This window comes from Pseudomonas sp. m6p, assembly GCF_055760375.1.
Window position 1 is genome coordinate 4,108,573 of sequence record NZ_CM147084.1, and the last position, 15,086, is coordinate 4,123,658.

General features: G+C 57.1%; 15 protein-coding genes. 11 read left to right on the plus strand and 4 right to left on the minus strand.

Translation table 11 applies throughout. The features are described from left to right. Positions 1-50: 50 nt before the first annotated feature. Both ACYZUM_RS18695 and acs read right to left on the minus strand, forming a co-directional pair. A complete protein-coding gene (locus ACYZUM_RS18695; RefSeq protein WP_027612633.1) occupies positions 51-824 on the minus strand; it encodes an ABC transporter substrate-binding protein in 774 nt (257 codons plus the stop codon). Between the two features lie 727 nt (positions 825-1,551). Beyond that, entirely contained in the window at positions 1,552-3,507 is a 1,956-nt protein-coding gene (gene acs, locus ACYZUM_RS18700; protein WP_047295856.1) for an acetate--CoA ligase, read from the minus strand. A 417-nt stretch (positions 3,508-3,924) separates the two neighbouring features. Here acs and ACYZUM_RS18705 point away from each other — a divergent pair, with 417 nt between their 5' ends. The 5 genes from ACYZUM_RS18705 (at position 3,925) to ACYZUM_RS18725 (ending at position 9,001) form a co-directional block, all read left to right on the plus strand. Further along, positions 3,925-4,185, plus strand: coding sequence for a DUF2790 domain-containing protein (locus ACYZUM_RS18705; protein ID WP_003227290.1), 261 nt, complete (start codon positions 3,925-3,927; stop codon positions 4,183-4,185). A 553-nt stretch (positions 4,186-4,738) separates the two neighbouring features. Next, the gene (locus ACYZUM_RS18710) at positions 4,739-5,989 is read left to right on the plus strand and encodes a ribonucleotide-diphosphate reductase subunit beta (RefSeq protein ID WP_003227292.1); all 1,251 of its coding nucleotides are present in this window, start codon (positions 4,739-4,741) and stop codon (positions 5,987-5,989) included. Between the two features lie 349 nt (positions 5,990-6,338). After that, on the plus strand, positions 6,339-6,872 hold the full coding sequence (locus ACYZUM_RS18715) for a BRO-N domain-containing protein (RefSeq protein ID WP_473060991.1): 534 nt from the start codon (positions 6,339-6,341) through the stop codon (positions 6,870-6,872). A gap of 113 nt (positions 6,873-6,985) precedes the next feature. Further along, complete coding sequence (locus ACYZUM_RS18720; protein ID WP_473060992.1) at positions 6,986-7,699, plus strand: HNH endonuclease; 714 nt, start codon at positions 6,986-6,988, stop codon at positions 7,697-7,699. 318 nt (positions 7,700-8,017) lie between these two features. Beyond that, positions 8,018-9,001 (plus strand): hypothetical protein, encoded by a 984-nt coding sequence (locus tag ACYZUM_RS18725; protein ID WP_473060993.1) that lies wholly within the window; start codon positions 8,018-8,020, stop codon positions 8,999-9,001. 4 nt (positions 9,002-9,005) lie between these two features. Here the strand turns inward: ACYZUM_RS18725 and ACYZUM_RS18730 are convergent, their stop codons facing one another. Beyond that, complete coding sequence (locus tag ACYZUM_RS18730) at positions 9,006-9,821, minus strand: sulfite exporter TauE/SafE family protein (RefSeq protein WP_473060994.1); 816 nt, start codon at positions 9,819-9,821, stop codon at positions 9,006-9,008. A gap of 112 nt (positions 9,822-9,933) precedes the next feature. On the opposite strand from ACYZUM_RS18730, the gene ACYZUM_RS18735 reads away from it, so the two are divergent. The 4 genes from ACYZUM_RS18735 (at position 9,934) to ACYZUM_RS18750 (ending at position 11,827) form a co-directional block, all read left to right on the plus strand. After that, complete coding sequence (locus ACYZUM_RS18735) at positions 9,934-10,701, plus strand: AraC family transcriptional regulator (protein WP_473060995.1); 768 nt, start codon at positions 9,934-9,936, stop codon at positions 10,699-10,701. A 93-nt stretch (positions 10,702-10,794) separates the two neighbouring features. After that, positions 10,795-11,109 (plus strand): helix-turn-helix domain-containing protein, encoded by a 315-nt coding sequence (locus ACYZUM_RS18740; RefSeq protein WP_473060996.1) that lies wholly within the window; start codon positions 10,795-10,797, stop codon positions 11,107-11,109. A 42-nt stretch (positions 11,110-11,151) separates the two neighbouring features. Continuing rightward, positions 11,152-11,520, plus strand: a complete 369-nt coding sequence (locus ACYZUM_RS18745; protein WP_473060997.1) for a type II toxin-antitoxin system RelE/ParE family toxin — start codon at positions 11,152-11,154, stop codon at positions 11,518-11,520. Then, positions 11,507-11,827 carry a helix-turn-helix domain-containing protein gene (locus ACYZUM_RS18750; RefSeq protein WP_047295878.1) on the plus strand — a complete coding sequence of 107 codons (321 nt, stop codon included), beginning with the start codon at positions 11,507-11,509 and terminating at the stop codon, positions 11,825-11,827. The genes ACYZUM_RS18745 and ACYZUM_RS18750 overlap by 14 nt, the downstream gene beginning before the upstream one ends. Before the next feature lie 11 nt (positions 11,828-11,838). On the opposite strand, the gene ACYZUM_RS18755 is transcribed toward ACYZUM_RS18750, so the two are convergent. Then, complete coding sequence (locus tag ACYZUM_RS18755) at positions 11,839-12,894, minus strand: MBL fold metallo-hydrolase (protein WP_086794664.1); 1,056 nt, start codon at positions 12,892-12,894, stop codon at positions 11,839-11,841. 216 nt (positions 12,895-13,110) lie between these two features. Between ACYZUM_RS18755 and ACYZUM_RS18760 the strand changes: the two genes are divergently transcribed. Next, positions 13,111-13,719, plus strand: coding sequence for a TetR/AcrR family transcriptional regulator (locus tag ACYZUM_RS18760; RefSeq protein ID WP_027612615.1), 609 nt, complete (start codon positions 13,111-13,113; stop codon positions 13,717-13,719). 156 nt (positions 13,720-13,875) lie between these two features. Further along, on the plus strand, positions 13,876-14,925 hold the full coding sequence (locus tag ACYZUM_RS18765) for a diguanylate cyclase (protein ID WP_473060998.1): 1,050 nt from the start codon (positions 13,876-13,878) through the stop codon (positions 14,923-14,925). Positions 14,926-15,086: the final 161 nt, after the last annotated feature.

Consider the following 15,086-nt stretch of genomic DNA (forward strand, 5'->3'; position numbering starts at 1 on the left):
CCGCAGAGATCCTGTTGCTTGCGCCATTTCTGACTTGTCGCAGAGACGTGTTACTTGCCGTAGATATCGAAGGCGAAGTACTTGTCCTGGATAGCTTTGTATTTACCGTTTTCACGGATAGCCGCGATCGCAGCGTTGATCTTGTCTTTCAGCGCGTCGCCCTTGCGTACCGCGATACCTACGCCGTCGCCGAAGTATTTGACGTCGGTGAACTGCGGACCCACGAAGGCGAAGCCTTTGCCGGAGTCAGTGTTCAGGAAGCCGTCCTGCAGCAGGGTGGCGTCCGCCACGGTACCGTCGAGGCGACCGGCGGCCACGTCGAGGTAGATTTCGTTCTGCGAACCGTATGGCTTGATCTCAGCACCCAGCGGAGCCAGGACTTCACGGGCGAAACGCTCATGGATCGAACCACGTTGCACGCCGATGTTCTTGCCCTTGAGCTCAGACAGGTTGTCGCTGACAACGGTGCCTTGCTTCATGACCAGACGGGCCGGGGTGTTGTAGTACTTGTTGGTGAAGTCCACGGATTTCTTGCGGTCTTCGGTGATCGACATCGACGACAGGATCGCGTCGATCTTGCGCACTTTGAGTGCCGGAATCAGACCGTCGAACTCTTGCTCGACCCACTGGCACTTGACCTTCATTTCTTCACACAGGGCGTTGCCGATGTCGTAGTCGAAACCGACGATGCTGCCATCCGGCGCTTTGGAAGCGAACGGAGGGTAAGCCGCTTCGATACCGATCTTCAGAGGTTTTTCATCAGCGAAGGAATTCAGCGACAGCACGGACAGTGCCAGGGCGCCAAGCAGCACAAGTTTCTTCATCTTGGGACTCCATCGGTAAAGGGCAAAAACGGCAGAGTGAGCGACAGCCCAATATGCGAATGGGTGAATCGGGAAAGCGGTGCAGCATCGGTGGGAAATTTCCCGGTGAAACCACCAGGGGTTTCAACGTCAGCCACGATGAGCGAGTGATCGGCATTCTAACGACAGGCCCGAAGCCGATATTTCTTCAATGCGACAACTAATTACAGATGCACAGAGAAACCCGCTTGAGCGCATTGACAGCTTTGCAAATTCATGCAAGAGCGAAAGACAGTGAACCGATCTATGCTGCAAATTGCGGGCCTATTATTCGCAAACCCTTCTAATCCGGCAAGCGCAGCGTTGGGTCTTATTTTTCACCGGGGATTTTGAGGCTCTAAAACGGGGCGATGCGTTTCCCTTTGCCCCGGTTTGACGCGGGCGGTTACACATTCGGTTACGTGGAAGGCAGGCGGTAACAGCGGGAAATGTCTTACGGGGGAGATCGATAATTATTGGTGGGTGGGACCTGCGTTCCGACAGCGGGCTACACGGGCGTCAGCCAAGTTGCCTTCGCGAGCAGGCTCGCTCCCACAGGGTTCTGCATTTTGTCTGAAGGTACTCAGTCAAACTGTGGGAGCGAGCCTGCTCGCGAAGAGGCCAGCCCAGCCCCCACAAAAACTCCAGATACAAAAAAGCCCCACCCGGCATACACCGGACGGGGCTTTGTTCTTTTCAGACGTTCTACTTAAGCCACATTCATCGTCTTGTGCGTATCAATCAAATGCTGCACCACACTCGGATCCGCCAGGGTCGAGATATCGCCCAGCCCTTCGTACTCCGCCGTGGCGATCTTGCGCAGAATCCGCCGCATGATCTTGCCCGAACGGGTCTTCGGCAGCCCCGGCGCCCACTGGATCACATCCGGCGAAGCAATCGGGCCGATCTCTTTGCGCACCCAGTTCTTCAGTTCCAGGCGCAGTTGCTCGCTCGGCTCTTCGCCATTCTTCAGGGTGACGTAGACATAAATACCCTGCCCCTTGATGTCGTGCGGCACACCGACCACCGCCGCCTCGGCGACTTTCGGGTGGGCGACCATTGCGCTTTCGATCTCGGCGGTACCCATGCGGTGGCCGGAGACGTTGAGCACGTCGTCCACGCGCCCGGTGATCCAGTAGTAACCATCGGCGTCACGCCGCGCACCGTCACCGGTGAAGTACATGCCGCGGAACGTCTTGAAGTAGGTGTCGACGAAGCGGTCATGGTCGCCATACAGCGTGCGCGCCTGACCCGGCCACGAATCGAGAATCACCAGATTGCCCTCGGCCTCGCCCTCGATAATGTTGCCGAGGTTGTCGACCAGCGCCGGCACCACACCGAAGAACGGACGTGCCGCCGACCCCGGCTTCAGTGCATGCGCCCCCGGCAGCGGGCTCATCATGTTGCCGCCGGTCTCGGTCTGCCACCAGGTATCAACGATCGGGCAACGCGACTTGCCGACATTCTTGTAGTACCAGTCCCAGGCTTCCGGGTTGATCGGCTCGCCCACCGAACCGAGCAGACGCAGGCTGCTGCCATCCGCGCCCTCAACAGCAGCGGTACCCGAAGCCATCATTGCGCGGATCGCGGTCGGTGCGGTGTAGAGGATGTTGACCTTGTGCTTGTCGACGATCTTCGCCACCCGGGTGATGTCCGGGTAGTTCGGCACGCCTTCGAACAGCACGGTGGTCGCGCCATTGGCCAGCGGGCCGTAGACGATGTAACTGTGACCGGTGACCCAGCCGACGTCGGCGGTGCACCAGTAGATTTCGCCCGGACGGTAGTCGAACACGCGCTCGTGGGTCATTGCCGCGTATAGCAGATAACCGCCAGTGGTGTGCTGCACGCCCTTCGGCTTGCCGGTCGAACCCGAGGTGTAAAGGATGAACAGCGCTTCTTCAGCGCCCATCTCTTTCGGCGCGCAGACGGTGCCCGCCACTTTCATCAGATCTTCGTACCAGATGTCGCGATGCTGGTTCCACTTGATGTCGCCACCGGTGCGCTTGCACACGATGACTTTCTGGATGCTGCTGGTTTCCGGGTTGGTCAGCGCGTCGTCGACATTGGCCTTCAGCGAGATCTTCTTGCCGGCACGAATGCCTTCGTCAGCGGTGATCACCACTTTCGATTTGCAGTCGATGATCCGCCCCGCCAGCGCTTCCGGCGAGAAGCCACCGAACACCACCGAGTGAATCGCACCGATCCGGGTACAGGCCAGCATGGCGACCACGGCTTCGGGGATCATCGGCATATAAATAGTCACCACGTCGCCACGGTGCACGTCCTGACCACGCAGGGCGTTGGCCAGTTTGCACACTTGCTCGTGCAATTCGCGGTAGGTGATGTTGCGGCTTTCGGAAGGATCGTCGCCTTCCCAGATGATTGCGACTTGGTCGCCGCGCTCGGCCAGATGACGGTCGAGGCAGTTGTAGGAAACGTTCAGGGTGCCGTCGGCGAACCATTTGATGTCGACATGGTGATCGTCGAAGGAAGTCTGCTTCACCGTGGTGAAAGGCTTGATCCAGTCGAGGCGCTTGGCTTGCTCGCGCCAGAAACCGTCAGGGTTGACGACCGACTGCTGGTACATGGCTTTGTAGGTCGCCTCGTCAGTCAGCGTATTGGCCAGAACCTCGGGACGAACGGGATACAGAGAAGCCGCACTCATCTTTCTTACCTCGGTGGAATAGTTGTTTTTGTATGACCCCGTTGTAGCCGGGCCGGCCCCATAGAACCATTCGACGATGGTTGTAGGAGCTGCCGCAGCTGCGATCTTTTGATCTTGCTTTGCAAAAATCAAAGGCGAAAGATCGCAGCCTTCGGCAGCGCCTACAAGGGTTGGGCGGTGTTTTGTCGGGATTGTTACCAAAACCACCAAAAGTGTTTATCAAAACCCCACCTGTTTACCCCCACCCCACCTGCCTAAAATCCACTCCGCCGACAAGGCAAACGCGATTAACAACGTTACAGCCCCCACGAAGGCCGTTAATCCAGCTCTCAAGTAATAACTGCAAATGATGAAGTTCCACACGCAACCCTAAAAAGGTTGCGTGACCCCACTCGACCTCAAAAAGGTAAATCTGAAATGAAAGCTTTATTGGTTCTGGCCCTCAGCAGTCTGTGCGCAACCGCCATGGCAGACGAGGTCCCGACTGATGTCGCACAGCAACAACCGGCTATCGAGGAATACACTTACTCGACCCACCTGGACATCGCCAACGTAGTGTCCATGAGCGAAGTTCCAAACGTCTGCGAAGTTGTTCCGATGAAAATGGAGTACGACGACTCCAAGGGTCAGCGTCACATCCTGCGCTACAGCGTGATGGGTAACGGCTGCACCAATTGATGATCGAGACTGCACCGAATCGGACCGCTCAGCGCCTCATTTGAGGGTCGATTCCAGCCCGGCTTCGGTCGGGCTCAGTTGTGTCTGGAGTCGTCAAAAATGCTTGCAAAACACTAGATGTAGTGAAAACCCGGTTTTTTTGTTCGTTTTTTGAGCAATTCCACAGTCGCGAGATTTTTACGAAAAAAAATCTATCCCCGGCAAAGCCCTGTAAACCCGCACTCTCATCGAAAAACCAGCCTCCTCGACCGCGCCATGCGCGGATTCGCCTCAGCACAGCCGTGTTTTTTTCCCTATAATGCCGCCCTAATCGGGTCAGCAATATTCCCTTACAGGGAGCAAAAGCCATTCTGAAGCCCCGCAGCAGCGTCAACGCTGATCTGCGCCCGTCAGAGGCTCTCGGAAACCCGTACAAAATTCTGTTTTATTGCCTGCCTTGGCTGCCGCAAAAAACGATTCCTTAAGATCCAACGCGGTCTGTACGACCGTGTGAAAAACCCACCAATCAGGTTTCACACGGGGCGACAGGCCCTCACGCAGGAGACGACACGTCATGCTGAGCTGGGACGAATTCGACAAAGAAGACAGTGAAGTAGCAACCGTGAAAGGCGCCAACGCCGGCCACGCTACTGAAGCCAACATGGACCGCCTCGACAGCGCCGGCGGTGCCGCAGCGCTGGAAGCTCGCGCCGTGACCGCCGACGACTCGGCCGCCGTGGCCCGCGCCAAGGCTGCACTGGATTCCCTCGACGTCGCCGAAGGCCTCGCCGAACTCGAAGGCGCCTCCGCCCGCGTCGCCGTTGACGAAAAGCGCATGATCAACTGCCGCGCCGACCTCAACCAACTCGTGCCATTCAAGTACGACTGGGCCTGGCAGAAGTACCTGGACGGCTGCGCAAACCACTGGATGCCGCAAGAAGTCAACATGACCGCCGACATCGCCCTCTGGAAAAACCCGGAAGGCCTGACCGACGACGAGCGCCGCATCGTGATGCGCAACCTCGGCTTCTTCTCCACCGCCGACTCCCTGGTTGCCAACAACCTGGTGCTGGCCGTGTACCGCCTGATCACCAACCCGGAATGCCGCCAGTACATCCTGCGCCAGGCCTTCGAAGAGGCGATCCACACCCACGCCTACCAGTACTGCATCGAATCACTGGCCATGGATGAAGGCGAGATCTTCAACATGTACCACGAGATCCCGTCGGTCGCGAAAAAGGCAGCTTGGGGCCTGAAATACACCCGTTCGATCTCCGATCCGAAGTTCGAAACCGGCACCCCGGACACCGACAAAGAACTGCTGCGCAACCTGATCGCCTACTACTGCGTACTGGAAGGCATCTTCTTCTACTGCGGCTTCACCCAGATCCTCTCCATGGGCCGCCGCAACAAAATGACCGGCGTCGCCGAGCAGTTCCAGTACATCCTGCGCGACGAATCCATGCACCTGAACTTCGGCATCGACGTGATCAACCAGATCAAAATCGAAAACCCACACCTGTGGGATGCCGAAATGAAGGAAGAAGCGACCCAGATGATCCTGCAGGGTACGCAGCTGGAAATCGAATACGCCCGCGACACCATGCCTCGCGGCGTACTGGGCATGAACGCGGCGATGATGGAGGACTACCTGAAGTTCATCGCTAACCGTCGTTTGTCGCAGATTGGTTTGAAAGAGGAATATCCAGGGACCACCAACCCGTTCCCTTGGATGAGCGAGATTATGGACTTGAAGAAAGAGAAGAATTTCTTTGAGACTCGTGTGATCGAATACCAAACTGGTGGTGCGTTGAGCTGGGACTAATGGTCTCGCTTGGCACGATTTGACGATTGCTGCTTGAGTCGCCAAGTCGAGAATGCGAAAAGCCCCGATCTGATCGGGGCTTTTTTATGGACGGTTGGTAATCGTTTTTTACGCCTACGTCACAGCGCTCAATCTCCTACAGCACTTACAGCCGCGTCCCATTGAAGCCCGCTACAAGCACTACTAAGCTCTATCGCAGGTGCCGAAGAAACGCCCAACGTAGAAAGCTTGGTCAGTGACACAGACGTGTGATTCGTCGGTGACAACTGCTCTGCTCGTTGGGATTTCTTAAGTCCGCTCTACGTTGGGGTCAGGTCCTCCCAAAATCCAAAACGTAGAGGTCATAGATATGTCTGATCCATGCTCGGTAACAGTATTCTCTCGCCACAACCTTTCTCTGCATGCCCTTCTACTCGAAAACCAGCCATGGTTCTCCGCCCGGGATGTTGGCCGTTTGATGGGCTTCCACCTGAATGATCGGGTGGTCAACAAGCTAGATAGCGATCAACGCCGCGTCATGTGGATTGAGTACTTTCGAGAACCTGAACAGCATCTGATGCCCAGTGAATCTGGGGTGTACGCGCTGTTGGTTTATCACTACGTTCCGGGGAATCGGTTGTTTCGCGAGTGGCTGACCAACGAGGTAGTGCCGACATTGCGGGATGCTGCGGATTCAGGAGATTCAAATCGGCCAATGTTGAGTTTGTTGGATTGGCCGGAGATGTCTTTGAGTTTGCTGCATTGGCAGGATGAGGGCTGGATTCGGCTTCGGGATATGCCTTCTCTGTTGAACGATGAAAATCCACGACGAGCTTCTCTAGAGAAACCCTGGTGGCGGAGGATTACGCAGGTGTTTCAGTCCTCGAAGCACTCGATGGGCTAAGCATGGGTTTGTAGGATCACACGGGATCCGTCGCTGTTTTCTGTAGGAATTTTCGTAGACAGCTGTGATGGCCACTCAGTATCGTCCGAGGGTTTTCAACCCTCGGCGATTTTATGAGCGACAAGAAAAAAGATACTGATTGGACTGCTGTTGAGATTGAGGCGGCGGTTGATGCTTATCTGAAAATGTTTGAGCTTGAGCGAACCGGCCAAAAACTCAACAAAGCACATGAGAATCGCCTACTGCGTGCAACTGCCTTGCACAACCGCACCGAAGGCTCAGTTGAATTCCGTATGCAGAACATCTCTGCTGTTCTCTTGAGGATGCATAGGGAATACATCAAAGGGTACAAGCCAGCCAGAAATGTTGGGGCGAACGTCGAGCCAGCCATCCGAGCAGTATTGATTGCAAAGGGGGTCACGCTTGGGGATCCAACTGGTCCGACTGCGGATGAAGAAGCACTAGAGCAGAGAGCTCTGGCGCTAGAGAAACTGCCTCTTGAAGACGAACCTGAGGGGATTGTGAAGCCGAAGCGCGCTCCCGCTCAAAGCACTGCATTTATACGTGATCCAAAGGTTAGAGCCTGGGTTCGTAAGAAAGCCAAAGGGATGTGTGAAGGGTGCGGTGAACCGGCGCCGTTCACTAAAAATGACTCGCCCTACCTTGAAGTTCATCACGTGAAGCATTTGGCGAATAAGGGCTCTGATCGAATCAGCAACGCTGTGGCGCTTTGCCCGAACTGTCATCGACGCTGCCATCACTCGAATGACAGCAAAGAGTTCACCGAGTCGCTGTATGCGAGGGTTAAACGATTGAAGCGTGAATAACTGAGCCAAAACTCTGTGGCGAGGGAGCTTGCTCCCGCTCGACTGCGGAGCAGTCGCCAGGCTCATGATTCTATCTGTCTAACCCATTGCATTTGCCAGTTTTAGGGCTGCTTCGCAGCCCAGCGGGAGCAAGCTCCCTCGCCACAGGGGTGATGTGCTGCCCGCAGTGGCGGGGTGAGGATTGAAATCTAGTTGATGCCTGGAATTGTCAGCAGGCTGGCTCCCACAGGTTTTGCATCATCCTGAAAACAATCAGTGCAACCCGCCGCGCCTCCCGCTATTAATACCTCTCCCCCACTCAAGGATCCGAGCCCTGCCATGAAATTCGATCTCGCCTACTGCCTCAGCCTCGACGACAAGTTGTCGATCTATGACGTTCGCGATCTCAATTTCGATGAGACGGTGGCCTTCGACTCTGCGAAGGAACAATTCCAGTGCCCCAACGATGCCTGTCGTTTGGCGTTTGATGCCTCCAACGAGTTGGGCACGTTCAACGCCAAGAATGTGAATTACGTTCGCACGCCGCACTTCAAGAACCTGCCCGGTACGCAGCATGTAGCGGGTTGTCCGTATGTGAGTTTGAAGGCGTCGGCGTCCGGGGTTGAGGCGGCGGACGGCGAAGTGGATGACGGGCGGGAGGAGCATTTTCCGTCGGAGTTGTTGCTGACGCGGCGTGAGTATTTGCGCAAGCCGGCTGCGCCTGCGGGGGCGGCGGATGTGTTGCGGGATGATCCGGTGCGGGTGGCGCAGGTGAGTTCCAGGGAGTCGCCGGGGCGTGAGACGGCGCCGGACAAGACCAGTGTGTTTGCGCATCCGGTGGAGTGTTTTGTGTCGAACTTCGCCGACAAGGAGTTGCTCAAGCGCATGTCGTTGAAGATTGGCGAGCACACGGCGCCTTATGGCTCGTTCTTCAAGAAGATCGAGTATCTGACGGACAACAAGGGGCTGATTTACTGGGGCAAGATCAAGGAGATCAAGGATTACACCCAGAGTTTTCGCATCGATTTCGAGCAGAAGGTCTGGTTCAAGCCGGCGGGTGAGGCGAAGAAGAAGCCGTATTCGGTGAACGTTTACTTGAGCAAGAAGTTGATCGACAACTACCGCAAGCGCAAGGCGTTTCTGGAGGAGATCAAGCACGCGATCGACAGTGATAAGGAGTTGTTCTGTTTCTTCTATGGCGTGACGCCGGAGTTGAAGCAGGTGCCGAGCAAGAAGAACCCCGAACAGACGTTCGGGGTGTTCAGTGCCAACATCGAGAACCTGGATCACTTTATCGTGCGGGAGGCGCCGGGGTTGGTGTGATGGATCAACTCACACACATGCTGATCATCACCATCATGAGCAAAGCGATGTACACCCAAGCATGCACCCGATCCGGTATCCGCCCGATCCACGGCGTGGCCAGCCGAATCCCGACCAACGACCCGAGCGTCAGCACCGTAAACGCCAGCAAATCCACGTACCCGATAAACCACGCGCCCAGATCCGTCTCGCTGTAACCGGCCAGCGCCATGTACGTCAGCGTTCCGGCCACGGCTACCGGCACGCTTAACGGATTCGCCATGGACGTTGATTGAGACATGCTCAACCCGCAGCGGCGCAGAAGCGGCACGGTCATGACGCTTCCTCCTACGCCGAGGAACGTGGCAATGGCGCCGATGCCTACACCGCCGGCGGATATTTCCTTGCGATTCAATCGGCGTGGGATGACGCCTTCGCTGCGGGTGAGAAAGCCGCGTCTGAGCAGGCAGTCGATGATGGTCACGCCGAGGTAGGCGATGAAGGCGTAGCGGATGACCTCGCCGCTGACCCACACCGCCGCGATCGCGCCGATGATCGCGCCCAGGGCGATGAAGCCGCCGAGCGGCCACAGGTAATGGCGGATCAGGTTGCCGGCGCGGCGGTGTTTGTCGGTGGCGATCAGGGCGTTGACGATCATCACGCAGGTCGAGGTGGCGACGGCGATGTGCATGGCCGATTGGCCGATGGGGTCGTCAGCGCCGTGGCTGGCGCTGAGCATGCGGTACAGCAACGGGACGACGACGAAGCCGCCGCCGAACCCGAAGAGCACAGCGGTGATGCCGCTCATACAGCCGAAGAGGGTCAGCAGGAGGTAGAACACGGCGCGTCTTCCGGTGATGGGGAGCGGTCGACGATAGAGCGACGCGGCTTGGCCTGCTTCAGCAACTCAGCCAATAATGTTTGCGTTTACGCCAACTGCCTGGAAACGCTCGATGCGCAATGTTTCGATCAATCTACTGGATGACACGCCGCGCCCGGTGGTGGCGATCGGTACGGATTATTCCCACGGCCATCTGTTGCCGTTTCATACGCATCGACGGGCGCAATTGTTGTACGGCGCGACCGGGGTGATGCAGGTTCGTACTCATGACGGCAACTGGGTGGTGCCGCCACAACGGGCGGTGTGGATTCCGCCGGGAGTGGCACATGAGGTGCTGATGCTGGGCGTGAGCACGCGCAGTCTGTACATCGAGCCGGGGTCGGTGGAGTTGGGGCAGCGCTGCCAGGTGATCAGCGTTTCGCCGTTGATGCGGCACTTGTTGATGGAGGCGGTGGAAGTGCCGCTGGTCTATGACCTCGAAGGACGCGATGGTGTACTGATCGACTTGCTGCTGCATGAACTGGCGCGCAGTGCCCCTCTGCCCTTGCACATTCCGCTGCCGACCGACGGAAAGCTCTTGGCTTTGTGTCAGAACTTTCTGCATCAGCCGAACGCCCATCAGTCGCCACAACACTGGGCCGAGCAGTTGCACATAAGCTTGCGCACCTTCAACAGACTGTTTCGGCAGCAGACCGGGTTGAGCTTCAGTCAATGGCGGCAACAGGCCTGCGTGGTGCTGGCGCTGGCGCGGTTGTCCGCCGGTGAAGCGGTGACGCGGATCGCCCTGGATTTCGGTTATGAGAGCCCGGCGGCGTTCTCGACGATGTTCCGGCGCATCCTCGGCCAGGCACCGTCCGTCTGGTTGGAGGCGGCGAACTAGGGCAAATCAAAAAATGCGTTTGATCCCGGCCAAAAACAACTGTACAAAAACCCAGTACATTTTCAATCAGCACTCTTGAGCCCGGAGCACACCATGGCCTCTCTTGCGATGAACCACATCCTCGAACGCATTGCCCTTTTCCAGTTCACCCCGACGCACTGCGTCCAGGCCCGAGCGATGCTGGGCTGGAGCGTGGAACAACTGTCGCGCGAGGCGGAGGTTGCGGTGGACGACATTCAGCGGTTTGAAGCGCAGCAGGACGTGGCGGAAGCAGCGCGGCTGGCGTTGGCTTATCGATTTGAGGCGCAGGGGTTGGTGTTTTTTCCGGGGTTTGCGCCGGGGCGCAGTGCGAGTATGGGCGCACCTTCGGAAGCCGTGGGGCGTGGGGATTATGCGATAGCTGAATGAACAGGCAAGTTGATATTTATCCCTAAATAGGTATATTTTCGCATGAGTGCAAGGAAGCCGCTCTTGTGGGTCTGCAGTAGTAAGAAAGATCTCAAGCAGATGCCCACAGACGTACAGGATGTTTTTGGTTACGCATTGGATTTGGCCCAGAGTGGCTTGAAGCATCCGGATGCAAAACCCCTGAAAGGTTTCGGAGGCGCGGGTGTGTTGGAGTTGATCGAAGACTTCGACACCAACACCTACCGGGCCATTTATACGGTTCGTTTCGGCAGTGCCATTTATGTATTGCACTGCTTTCAGAAGAAGTCGAATAGCGGAATCAAAACCGCCCAGTCCGACATTGATCTGATCCGAAACCGACTTCGAGCCGCTCAGAATCACGCGAAAGGATCAGAAAATGATAGAAATTGAAGAAGGTAGCGGGAACGTCTACCAAGACCTCGAATTACCCAATGCCAGTGAAATGCAGGTTAAGTCTCAGCTCGCGGCGAAGATCGGCGAGATCATCAAGGCACGCCATCTCACTCAAATTCAGGCATCTGAAATTCTTGGATTATCTCAGCCCAAGCTATCCGAAATGCTGCGGGGGAAATTTCGCGGCATCAGTGAAGCCAAGATGATGGAGTGCCTCTCGCATCTTGGACGAGACGTTCAGATCGTAGTGAAATCGGCCCCCCGGTCACGGAAAGAGGGCCGAATTGAAGTGGTATTTGCTTAACCTGAAACTCATCAGGCGTTCTGCACCACCCCTTCACTCTCCCCTTCAACCGCCAACCACCACGCACTCCCGCGCTGTGGTTGCATCAGGTTGAACGCCTCGCCCATTTGCGGCGTGGTGATCGCCACACTGCGCTCCCAGGCCAGTGACAGGATGCGATCAAACGGTTCGTGCCAGGCGTGCATGGCCAGGTCGAAGGTGCCGTTGTGGATCGGAAACAGCCAGCGGCCCTTGAGGTCGATGTGCGCTTGCAGGGTTTCTTCGGGTTGCATGTGCACGTGCGGCCATTCGACGTTGTAGGCGCCGGTTTCCATCAGGGTCAGGTCGAATGGGCCGTATTGTTCACCAATACGTTTGAAGCCGTCGAAGTAGCCGCTGTCTCCGCTGAAGAAGATGCGGGTGTCGCCATTGATCATCACCCACGAGGCCCACAGCGTGCTGTTGCTGTCGAACAGGCCGCGGCCGGAAAAGTGCTGCGACGGCGTGGCGACGAAGCGGATGCCGGCGATTTCGGTGCCCTGCCACCAGTCGTACTGGCGGACTTTGCTGGCATCGATGCCCCATTTGACCAAGGTATCGCCGACGCCCAGCGGGGTCAGGAAGTAGTTGGTCTTGGCCGCCAGTTTCAGCACTGCCTGGTAATCGAGGTGGTCGTAGTGGTTGTGCGAGAGGATCACCGCTTCGATCGGCGGCAACTGGTCGATACTGATAGGCGGCTGGTGAAAGCGTTTCGGGCCGGCCCATTGCACGGGCGAAGCGCGCTCGGCGAAGACCGGGTCGGTGATCCAGAATTTGCCGCGCATTTTCAGCAGCAGGGTCGAGTGGCCGAGGCGATAGACGCTGTGGTCAGGCGCGGCCAGCAGGTCTTCAGTTGTCAGCGACTGCACCGGGATCGCAGCGGCGGGACGGGTATTGCGCGGCTTGTTGAAAATCATGTTCCACATGATCCGCAGCATCTTGCGCCCACCTTCACGTTGCACCGGCGCATGGTTACGGAATAGCCCTTGATCCTGGCGAGAGGCTTCAGGCGTGGAAATTTGATCCGCAGAAATATCTGAATTGGCCATGACTGAGAGACTCCAGAAAAACCGCGCAATTCACGGTTTTTCACGGTGGGACGATAAATGGCCAAGGCACGCACGCATCAGCCGAACTGTCTGTTTTTAGGTTGCGCGGATTAACGCAACATTACACTGGGCGGTGTAGTTTCTAGGTTGCATGAAACGTGATGACAAGTAAACTGCCAAGTGTAATTCCACCCCCTTCTCTGCCGAAGCGTACTTATGACAGCTCCACAACGCCTCACCGACCGCAAACGCGAAGCCATCATCCAGGCGGCAATTGCCGAATTCCGTGCCAACGGGTTCGAGGTCACCAGCATGGACAAAATCGCGGCCACCGCCGGGGTGTCGAAGCGCACGGTGTACAACCACTTTCCCAGCAAGGAAGAGCTGTTCGCCGAAATTCTCAACCAACTCTGGGCACGGATTACCGACGAGCAAGCCGTGACCTATCGCGCGGATCAGCCGCTGCGCGAGCAACTGCTGCCCATGTTGCTGGCTAAACTGCAGATGATGGCCGATGACAACTTTCTCGGGCTGGCACGGGTGGCGATTGCCGCCACCATCCATTCCCCGGAGCGCGCGCAGGACATGGTGGCGCGCATGGGCGAGCGCGAAGAAGGCCTGACGGTGTGGATTCGCGCTGCACTGGCGGATGGTCGGCTGAAAACCGTGAACGCAGAATTCGCCGCGCAGCAGGTGCAAGGGCTGTTGAAGTCGTTCGGTTTCTGGCCGCAGATTTCCATGGGCCTGCCGCCGCTGGATGCAGACACGCAAAAAGCCGTGGCCGAGTCGGCCATGGAGATGTTTCTGGCCAGATACCAGCTCTAAACCGGCCCTCTCCTGCGCCCCGCCACGATTAAATGGCTCGGAAGGACACTGATTATTCCCGTTGGAATAAATGACAATGTCCGACAATTGACCGACGAACGGTCAACCTGAAAAAACACTTCAAAGTATTTCAGGATGAATCTGGCGCAGGACATCATGGAAAATCAACGCGGCAAAGGCTTGTCATTCGCCAGACGCATTTATCTGCCCAGGATCATCGGTCTGGGTGTCGGCTTTTTCAGCGTCGCGGCCGCGCTGTATCCGTTGCACATGCCGAACTGGCTCTGGGCGCTGCTGGTGTTTAACGGTTTTATCTGGCCGCATCTGGCCTACCAGATTTCGACCCGCTCGACCTTCCCCTACCATGCCGAACGCCGCAACCTGTTGTACGACTCGTTGTGCGGGGGCTTCTGGACCGCGTGCTTTCAGTTCAATCCGCTGACCACCGTGACCATCCTGTCGATGATGACCATGAACAATGTCGCCGCCGGTGGACGACGTCTGTTCCTGCTGGGCGCTCTCGCCCAAATCGCCGGCGTGACGCTGGGCTGGTTAATGTTCGGCTTCAAGTTCAGCCTGACGATGACGCAAGTCGAGGTTTGGGCCTGCCTGCCGATGCTCACCTTGTACCCTTTGGCCCTGGGCATGGTCTGTTACCAACTGGCGATCAAACTCGCGCAGCACAAGCGTGCCCTCCGAGACCTGAGCCGCACCGACAGCCTCACCGGGCTGCTCAATCACGGCGCCTGGAAGGATCTGCTGCACACGCATTTCACGCTATGTCAGCAAAACCACACCCAGGATATTCTGGCGCTGATCGACATTGATCACTTCAAGAGCATCAACGACAACTATGGGCACATCGTTGGCGACGCCGTGCTGCGTGAGCTGAGCCAGGCACTCAAAGGATTGCTGGCCGAAGGTGAACGGGCCGGCCGTTATGGCGGCGACGAGTTTTGCCTGATCCTGCCCGACCAGCCACTCAATAAAGCCGAGGCGCAAATGGAACGATTGCGTCAGGCGCTGGACCAATATCGGCACCCGGATGTGCCAGAGCTGCGCGTCAGCCTGAGTATTGGTCTGGCCCGGTTTCAGCCGTCGTACAGCGACGCGGTTGCCTGGCTGGATGACGCCGACAAAGCGCTGTACACCGCCAAACACACGGGACGCAACACCATCAGCGTGGCGCTGAGCAGTCCGGGCTAAGAAGACGCCCCCGCCCTCAGCCTTGAAAAAACTGATTCGCAATTTCTTGTACAACTTAATGCAGTTTGTATAAGATCTGCTCGTCAGCCTGGATGCTGGCACTTTGCAGTCAATGACAAATGCTGACCCGGCATTTGCTCTGCCAGCGCGGAAACAGGGAC

Excerpts from the sequence above, each read along its gene's own strand:
- ACYZUM_RS18695 (WP_027612633.1), bottom strand. The coding sequence starts at position 824 with ATGAAGAAACTTGTGCTGCTTGGCGCCCTGGCACTGTCCGTGCTGTCG.
- acs (WP_047295856.1), bottom strand. The coding sequence starts at position 3,507 with ATGAGTGCGGCTTCTCTGTATCCCGTTCGTCCCGAGGTTCTGGCCAAT.
- ACYZUM_RS18705 (WP_003227290.1), top strand. The coding sequence starts at position 3,925 with ATGAAAGCTTTATTGGTTCTGGCCCTCAGCAGTCTGTGCGCAACCGCC.
- ACYZUM_RS18710 (WP_003227292.1), top strand. The coding sequence starts at position 4,739 with ATGCTGAGCTGGGACGAATTCGACAAAGAAGACAGTGAAGTAGCAACC.
- ACYZUM_RS18715 (WP_473060991.1), top strand. The coding sequence starts at position 6,339 with ATGTCTGATCCATGCTCGGTAACAGTATTCTCTCGCCACAACCTTTCT.
- ACYZUM_RS18720 (WP_473060992.1), top strand. The coding sequence starts at position 6,986 with ATGAGCGACAAGAAAAAAGATACTGATTGGACTGCTGTTGAGATTGAG.
- ACYZUM_RS18725 (WP_473060993.1), top strand. The coding sequence starts at position 8,018 with ATGAAATTCGATCTCGCCTACTGCCTCAGCCTCGACGACAAGTTGTCG.
- ACYZUM_RS18735 (WP_473060995.1), top strand. The coding sequence starts at position 9,934 with ATGCGCAATGTTTCGATCAATCTACTGGATGACACGCCGCGCCCGGTG.
- ACYZUM_RS18740 (WP_473060996.1), top strand. The coding sequence starts at position 10,795 with ATGGCCTCTCTTGCGATGAACCACATCCTCGAACGCATTGCCCTTTTC.
- ACYZUM_RS18745 (WP_473060997.1), top strand. The coding sequence starts at position 11,152 with ATGAGTGCAAGGAAGCCGCTCTTGTGGGTCTGCAGTAGTAAGAAAGAT.
- ACYZUM_RS18750 (WP_047295878.1), top strand. The coding sequence starts at position 11,507 with ATGATAGAAATTGAAGAAGGTAGCGGGAACGTCTACCAAGACCTCGAA.
- ACYZUM_RS18755 (WP_086794664.1), bottom strand. The coding sequence starts at position 12,894 with ATGGCCAATTCAGATATTTCTGCGGATCAAATTTCCACGCCTGAAGCC.
- ACYZUM_RS18760 (WP_027612615.1), top strand. The coding sequence starts at position 13,111 with ATGACAGCTCCACAACGCCTCACCGACCGCAAACGCGAAGCCATCATC.
- ACYZUM_RS18765 (WP_473060998.1), top strand. The coding sequence starts at position 13,876 with ATGGAAAATCAACGCGGCAAAGGCTTGTCATTCGCCAGACGCATTTAT.